The following is a 7,446-nucleotide window of genomic DNA, read 5'->3' on the forward strand; positions in this document are numbered from 1 at the left end:
GTGGTCGTCCACCGGTCCCGTTCCGCGATCCACTTCAATGGCCTCAGGCGATACGTTCCAGCACCACCGGTGGCGTCTTGAACTCCGTGCCGGGAGCCGCCACGTCGTACGAGCCCGTCACCGCCTCCAGGGCGTACCCGAAGCGTTCCGGGGTGTCCGTGTGGAGGGTGAGGAGCGGCTGGCCCTCGGTGACCGTGTCGCCGGGCTTGGCGTGGAGTTCGACGCCCGCGCCGGCCTGCACCGGGTCCTCCTTGCGGGCGCGGCCCGCGCCCAGGCGCCAGGCGGCGACACCGATGTCGTACGCGTCCAGGCGGGTCAGGACACCGGAGGCCGGTGCCTTGACGACGTGCTGTTCGCGGGACGTAGGGAGCGCCGCGTCCGGGTCGCCGCCCTGGGCCGCGAGCATGCGGCGCCACGCGTCCATCGCCGAGCCGTCGGCCAGCGCCTTCGCCGGGTCGGCGTCCTTGATGCCCGCCGCGTCCAGCATCTCGCGGGCCAGGGCGAGGGTGAGCTCCACGACGTCGGACGGGCCGCCACCGGCCAGGACCTCGACCGACTCGCGGACCTCCAGGGCGTTGCCCGCGGTCAGGCCGAGCGGGGTGGACATGTCGGTGAGGAGCGCGACCGTCCGTACGCCGTGGTCCGTGCCCAGGCCCACCATCGTCGAGGCCAGTTCGCGGGCGTCCTCGATGGTCTTCATGAAGGCGCCGCTGCCGACCTTCACGTCCAGGACGAGCGAACCCGTGCCCTCCGCGATCTTCTTCGACATGATCGAGGAGGCGATCAGCGGGATGGCCTCGACCGTGCCGGTCACGTCACGCAGGGCGTAGAGCTTCTTGTCCGCGGGGGCCAGGCCGTCGCCCGCCGCGCAGATCACCGCGCCCACCGAGTCCAGGACGGAGAGCATCTCGTCGTTCGAGAGCGCGGCGCGCCAGCCCGGGACCGACTCCAGCTTGTCGAGGGTGCCGCCGGTGTGGCCGAGGCCCCGGCCGGACAGCTGCGGGACGGCCGCGCCGCAGGCCGCCACGAGGGGCGCGAGCGGGAGCGTGATCTTGTCGCCGACGCCGCCGGTCGAGTGCTTGTCGGCCGTCGGGCGGGACAGGGACGAGAAGTCCATGCGCTCGCCTGAGGCGATCATCGCGGCGGTCCAGGTGGCGATCTCCCGGCGGTTCATGCCGTTGAGCAGGATCGCCATGTTGAGGGCGGCCATCTGGTAGTCGGCGACCTCACCGCGCGTGTACGCGTCGATGACCCAGTCGATCTGCCCGTCGCTCAGCTCGCCGCGGTCCCGCTTGGTGCGGATCACGGAGATGGCGTCCATCGACAACGCGGTCATGGCTTCCCTTCGGTAGTGCAAGTAGTGCAAGTAGTGCGGTGGTGCGAGTAGTGCGGCGGCCCCCGGGTTCTCCGGGGGCCGCCCGTGGATCACCTGGTGAGGTGGTCCGGGCCGAAGGCCTGCGGGAGCATCTCGGAGAGCGGGAGGAGACCGGCCGGGGTCTCCAGGACGAGATCGGGGCCGCCGAACTCGTACAGGAGCTGGCGGCAGCGGCCGCACGGGACGAGGATCTCGCCGTGGCCGTCCACGCACGTGAAGTGCGTGAGCCGGCCTCCCCCGGTGTTCTGGAGCTGCGAGACCAGCCCGCATTCGGCGCACAGCCCGAGTCCGTACGAGGCGTTCTCCACGTTGCAGCCGGAGATCACCCGGCCGTCGTCGACCAGGGCCGCGACCCCGACCGGGTAGCCCGAGTAGGGGGCGTACGCGCGGGACATCGCCTCGCGCGCCACCTCCCGCAGGGCCTTCCAGTCGACCTCGGCCGGCTCCGTCTCGGCCGCCGTCATTTGCCCTGCCCTCGCCGGTACGGCATGCCGTCCGCCTTCGGCATCCGCAGGCGCTGCGCGGAGAGCGCGAGGACCAGCAGCGTGACGACGTACGGGGTCGCGGTGACGACCTGGTTCGGGACCTCGTTGGTGGTGGTGTACCAGAGGAAGACCAGGACGCCGATGAGCGTGGTGACCGCCGCGTGGACGTACCGCTTCTTCCACACGAAGTACGCCGCGCCGATGATCAGGAGCAGCGCCAGCAGGAGCAGCAGCGCGTGGACGTTGGTGCCGCCGCCGCGGAGCTTGAGGCTGTCGGTGTAGCCGAACAGGCCGGCGCCCAGCGCGAGTCCGCCCGGCATCCAGTTGCCGAAGATCATCGCGGCGAGACCGATGTAGCCGCGCCCGCCGGTCTGGCCCTCCAGGTAGATGTTGGAGGCGACCAGGGAGAGGAAGGCGCCGCCGAGTCCGGCGAAACCGCCGGAGATGACGACGGCCAGGTACTTGTACTTGTAGACGTTGACGCCGAGGGACTCCGCGGCCACCGGGTTCTCGCCGCAGGAACGCAGCCGCAGGCCGAAGGAGGTGCGCCACAGCACCCACCAGGTGACCGGGACGAGCAGGACGGCGATCACGGTGAGCGGCGACAGGTCGGTGAAGAGGCCGCCGACTAGACCGGCGAGGTCGGAGACCAGGAACCAGTGCTTGCCGTTGAGGGTCTGCAGCCAGTCCGAGAGCCCGGGGATGTCGAAGGTGCCGAGCGAGTCGACGGGCGGCGACTGCTTCGACGTACCGCCCTCCTCGCCCTCGAAGGCGAAGGTCGACAGGTAGCGGGTGGCGCCGAGGGCCAGGATGTTGATGGCCACACCGGAGACGATGTGGTTGACGTTGAAGGTCACGGTGACGATCGCGTGCAGCAGGCCGCCGAGCGCGCCGCCGATGATGCCGAAGGCGACACCGGTCCACGGGCCCCACTGGAAGCCGGCCCAGGCGCCGAACCAGGTGCCGAGGATCATCATGCCTTCGAGGCCGATGTTGACGACGCCCGCGCGCTCGGCCCACAGTCCGCCGAGTCCCGCGAGGCCGATCGGTACGGCCAGGCGCAGGGCGGTGGACATCTGGCCGGTGGAGGTGATGCCGTTCGCGTCGGTGACGAGGCGGACGACGGAGACGAGGACCAGCAGGCCCGCGATGAGCAGGAGCAGGACCGGGAGCGAGATACGGCGGCGGCCCCGGGCGGGCTTCGGCGCCTGCGGCTTGGCGACGGTCGAGGTGCTCATCGGGCAGCCACCTCCTTCTTGGAGTTGTCGTTGGCGGCGGCAGCGGCCAGTTCGGCACCGACGCGCCGCTGCTGGCGGCGCAGGCCCCAGACGCGTACGGCCTCGTAGGAGACGACGACCGCGATCACGATGAGACCCTGCATGATCACCGCGATCTCCTTGTCGTACGCCACCGGGGTCGCGTAGTCGAGGGCGGGTGAGGCCTTGTCGAGGAAGGCGACCAGCAGGGCGGCGAAGGCGATGCCGACCGGGTTGTTGCGGCCGAGCAGCGCGATGGTGATGCCGGTGAAGCCGAGGCCCGTCGGGAAGGACAGGCTGTAGGTGTGGGCGTCGCCGAGGAGGATCGGCAGGCCCGCGAGGCCCGCCATGCCGCCGGAGATCAGCATCGCGGTGAGGACCATGCGCTTGGCGTCCACGCCGGAGGCGGCGGCAGCGGTCTCGGAGGCGCCGGTGGCGCGCAGGTCGAAGCCGAAGCGGGTTCGGTTGAGGACCAGCCAGTACAGGACACCGGCGAGTACGGCGATCAGGGTGAAGCCGTAGATCTCGCCCGCGTCGCCCATGTCGAAGCCGGGGAACCAGCCGGACTCCTTCATCACGCCGGTGGTCTGGTTGTTGCCGAGCGGCTGGCCCCAGACCTCGGTGAGGGTGAGGTAGCCGATGAGGCTGGTGGCGATGGCGTTGAGCATGATCGTCGCGACGACCTCGCTCACTCCGCGGGTCACCTTGAGGACACCCGCGATACCGGCCCAGAAGGCGCCGGTGAGCACGGCGATCAGCATCAGGAACGGGATCTGCAGGGCGGCGGGCAGCGAGACGTGCGCGCCGACGACCGCGGTCATCATGGCGGCGAGGCGGTACTGGCCGTCGACGCCGATGTTGAAGAGGTTCATCCGGAAGCCGACGGCGACCGCGAGGGCGGCCAGGTAGTAGACGCCGGCCTGGTTGATGATCAGGACCTGGACGTCGGCGAAACCGGCCTGCTCGAACATCAGGGTGTACGGCTCGATCGGGCTCTTGCCCGAGGCGAGCAGCACGAACGAGGTCAGCACCACGGCCGCCACGAGCGCGATGACCGGTCCGGCCACCGCGAGGAGCACTCGCTCCTTGTCGAACTTCTTCATCGGGCCTCGTCCTCCGGGGCTTCCACTGCCTGCGCTGCGTGCTCTTCGCGCTCTGCCTGCTCGACGTGCTCCAGGTGACCGGAGGCGGCGCCCGTCATGGCCGAGCCCAGCTCCTCCGGGGTGATGGCCGCCGGGTCGGCGTCCGCGACGAGCTTGCCGTTGTAGATCACCCGGAGGGTGTCGGAGAGGCCGATCAGCTCGTCCAGGTCCGCGGAGATCAGGAGCACGGCGAGACCCTCGCGGCGGGCCTCGCGGATCTGGTCCCAGATCGCGGCCTGCGCGCCGACGTCCACACCGCGGGTGGGGTGGGCGGCGATCAGGAAGCGCGGCTTGTGGCTCATCTCGCGGCCGACGATCAGCTTCTGCTGGTTGCCGCCGGACAGGGAGGCCGCCGTGACGTCGATGCCGGGCGTCCGGACGTCGTACTCCTCGACGATGCGCCGGGTGTCGGCCTGCGCGCCCTTGATGTCGAGCCACCTGCCCTTGCCCTTGGAGTTGGGCTTCTCGGTGACATGGCCGAGGATGCGGTTCTCCCACAGCGGGGCCTCAAGGAGCAGGCCGTGGCGGTGGCGGTCCTCGGGGATGTAGCCGACGCCCTGTTCGCGGCGCCTGCGGGTGGGCCAGGAGGTGATCTCCTCGCCGATGAAACGGATGGCGCCCGAGTCGGCGTCCTTCAGGCCGATCAGGGCGTCGACCAGTTCGGTCTGGCCGTTGCCCTCGACCCCGGCGATGCCCATGACCTCACCGGCGTGGATGGTGAAGGTGACGTCGTCCAGGACGCGCTTGGCGTCGCCGCCGGCCGCGTCGCCCGCGAGGGATCCGGCGGCCGGGGTGTCGCCGACGGTGCCGGTCTCGCCGAGCGAGGCGCCCCCCGCGGCGTACACCGTGAGGGCCTCGACCTGGATGACGGGCTTGTCGGTGACCGTCGACTCGGCGGTCTCGGGGGTGGGCAGTTCGCTGCCGACCATCATCTCGGCGAGCTGCCGGGAGGTGGTCTTCGCGGGGACGGCCGTGCCGACCGTCGTACCGCGGCGGATGACGGTGATCTCGTCGGCGACCGACAGGACCTCGCCCAGCTTGTGGGAGATGAAGATGACGGACAGGCCCTCGGCCTTGAGCTCGCGGAGGTTGTCGAAGAGCGCGTCGACCTCCTGCGGCACGAGGACGGCGGTGGGCTCGTCCAGGATCAGGATGCGGGCGCCGCGGTAGAGGACCTTGAGGATCTCCACGCGCTGGCGGTCGGCGACACCGAGGTCCTCGACGAGGGCGTCCGGGCGGACCCCGAGGCCGTACCGCTCGGAGATCTCCCTGATCTTGTCGCGGGCGGCGCCGCCGATGCCGTACAGCTTCTCGCTGCCGAGGACGACGTTCTCCAGGACGGTGAGGTAGTCGGCCAGCATGAAGTGCTGGTGGACCATGCCGATGCCGCGCGCGATGGCGTCGGCGGGGCTGGCGAAGGCGACCTGCTCGCCGTCGACCGCGATGGTGCCCTCGTCCGGCTTCTGCATGCCGTAGAGGATCTTCATCAGGGTGGACTTGCCGGCCCCGTTCTCGCCGACGAGGGCGTGCACGGTGCCCTTGCGGACGGACAGGTGGATGTCGTGGTTGGCGACGACACCGGGGAAGCGCTTGGTGATCCCCGCCAGTTCCACCGACACGGGCGACTGCGACGGGGACGGGGACTGTGCGGCGAGCGGAGGGCTGCTGGACGCGTCGATGGCGTACTCCTTGGAAAAGGGGCCATCTACGCGCGTAGCGCCCCTGCTTCAACTACTACTGCGGAGTCGGATGTTCTGGATATATCCAGGAGCATCCAGGCATATCAATGCCTCCCGGACAGAACCGGATCATCCGCCGCGCGAACGGGGCGCGGGAAGGCCATCCTTCCCACACCCCGTTTTCGCGACCGTAACGCTGCCATTACAGCGCCCGATTGACCATGGTTACTACGAGCGGTTGCTGCCAGGGCCACCGCTCCTTGCGGTCACTACGAGGTCTTCACCTTGATGGTGCCGTCGTTGATGCCCGTGGTGGCCTTCTCCAGGGCCGCCTGCAGCTTGGCGTTGCCCTTGAAGTCGGGGTTCGAGTCCGCGAGGCCCACACCGCCGGTCTTGAGGGAGGCACGCACGACACCCGTCTCGGGCTTGCCGTCCTGGACCGACTTGGCGAGGTTGTAGACCGCGCCCTCGACGTCCTTGGTGGCCGAGGTGAGGATGTACTGCTTGTACGCCTTCAGGGCGTCCTGGCTGTACTGGTCGGAGTCGACGCCGATCGCCCACACCTTGGCGGCGGAGGCGGCCTCGATGACACCCTGACCGGACAGGCCCGCGGCGTGGTAGACCACGTCGGCGCCGTCCTCGATCTGGCCCTCGGCGGCGGTCTTGCCCTTGTCGGGGCTGGCGAAGCCGCCGTCCTCGGCCTTCTCGGTGAGGAACTGCGAGACGACCTTGACCTTCGGGTTGGTGTCCGCGACGCCCTGCTTGTAGCCCGCCTCGAACTTGTGGATCAGCGGGATGTCCACGCCGCCGACGAAACCGACGGTCTTGGACTTGGTGGTGAGGGCCGCGGCGACACCCGCGAGGTACGAGGACTGCTCCTCGTGGAAGACCATGTCGGCGACGTTCTTCTTGTCGATCGTCTCGTCGTCGACGATGCCGAACGTGGTCTTCGGGAACTTCTCGGCGACCTCGGCGACCGCCGGCGCGTAGGCGTAGCCCACGCCGACGACCGGGTTGTAGCCCGCCTTGGCCAGCGTCTGCAGGCGCTGCACCTTGTCGGCGTCGGACTCGCCGTCGGTGGGCTCGACGGCCTTGGAGCCGTACTTGAACTCCGAGGCGGCCTTCTCCATTCCGCGGGTCGCGGCGTCGTTGAAGGACTGGTCGCCCTTGCCGCCGACGTCGTACGCGAGGGCGATGCCCTTGCTCTTGCCGTCGCCGCTGTCAGCGGCGTCGTTGGACGTGCCGCCGCAAGCAGCGAGGGCGGCGGTGAGGGTAGCGGTCGCAACGCCCGCGACAGCGATTCGGGACACCCGGCGCATGGAACGTGACTCCTTTGTGCAAGCGCCCATACCAGGCGCTGGTTCCGCCGCAGCGTAACGCGCGTAGACCAGACGGAAAACCCCTTCTGTCCGGTCCGTTATCGAGCTGTGGCCACAGATGCCGTACAGACTACGGAACGTCGAACGCCCCTTGCGGGAGGCCAGGGGCGTTAGACCAGCGAAGCAGTGG

General features: G+C 69.6%; 6 protein-coding genes. All 6 read right to left on the minus strand.

Translation table 11 applies throughout. The features are described from left to right. Positions 1-43 precede the first annotated feature (43 nt). Complete coding sequence (locus ACFWGJ_RS39470; RefSeq protein ID WP_387333792.1) at positions 44-1,321, minus strand: thymidine phosphorylase; 1,278 nt, start codon at positions 1,319-1,321, stop codon at positions 44-46. Between the two features lie 104 nt (positions 1,322-1,425). Next, positions 1,426-1,839: a cytidine deaminase gene (locus tag ACFWGJ_RS39475; protein ID WP_387333789.1), complete on the minus strand. Its 414-nt coding sequence runs from the start codon at positions 1,837-1,839 to the stop codon at positions 1,426-1,428. Next, positions 1,836-3,098 (minus strand): ABC transporter permease, encoded by a 1,263-nt coding sequence (locus tag ACFWGJ_RS39480; RefSeq protein WP_387333790.1) that lies wholly within the window; start codon positions 3,096-3,098, stop codon positions 1,836-1,838. The genes ACFWGJ_RS39475 and ACFWGJ_RS39480 overlap by 4 nt, the downstream gene beginning before the upstream one ends. Next, a complete protein-coding gene (locus ACFWGJ_RS39485; protein ID WP_210880685.1) occupies positions 3,095-4,219 on the minus strand; it encodes an ABC transporter permease in 1,125 nt (374 codons plus the stop codon). Before ACFWGJ_RS39485 ends, ACFWGJ_RS39480 begins: the two co-directional genes overlap by 4 nt. Next, positions 4,216-5,871, minus strand: a complete 1,656-nt coding sequence (locus ACFWGJ_RS39490) for an ABC transporter ATP-binding protein (RefSeq protein ID WP_387333793.1) — start codon at positions 5,869-5,871, stop codon at positions 4,216-4,218. Before ACFWGJ_RS39490 ends, ACFWGJ_RS39485 begins: the two co-directional genes overlap by 4 nt. Before the next feature lie 335 nt (positions 5,872-6,206). Beyond that, the gene (locus tag ACFWGJ_RS39495; protein WP_387333791.1) at positions 6,207-7,256 is read right to left on the minus strand and encodes a BMP family protein; all 1,050 of its coding nucleotides are present in this window, start codon (positions 7,254-7,256) and stop codon (positions 6,207-6,209) included. Between the last annotated feature and the right edge of the window lie 190 nt (positions 7,257-7,446).

Source organism: Streptomyces sp. NPDC060205 (genome assembly GCF_042728395.1).
GTDB lineage: Bacteria > Actinomycetota > Actinomycetes > Streptomycetales > Streptomycetaceae > Streptomyces.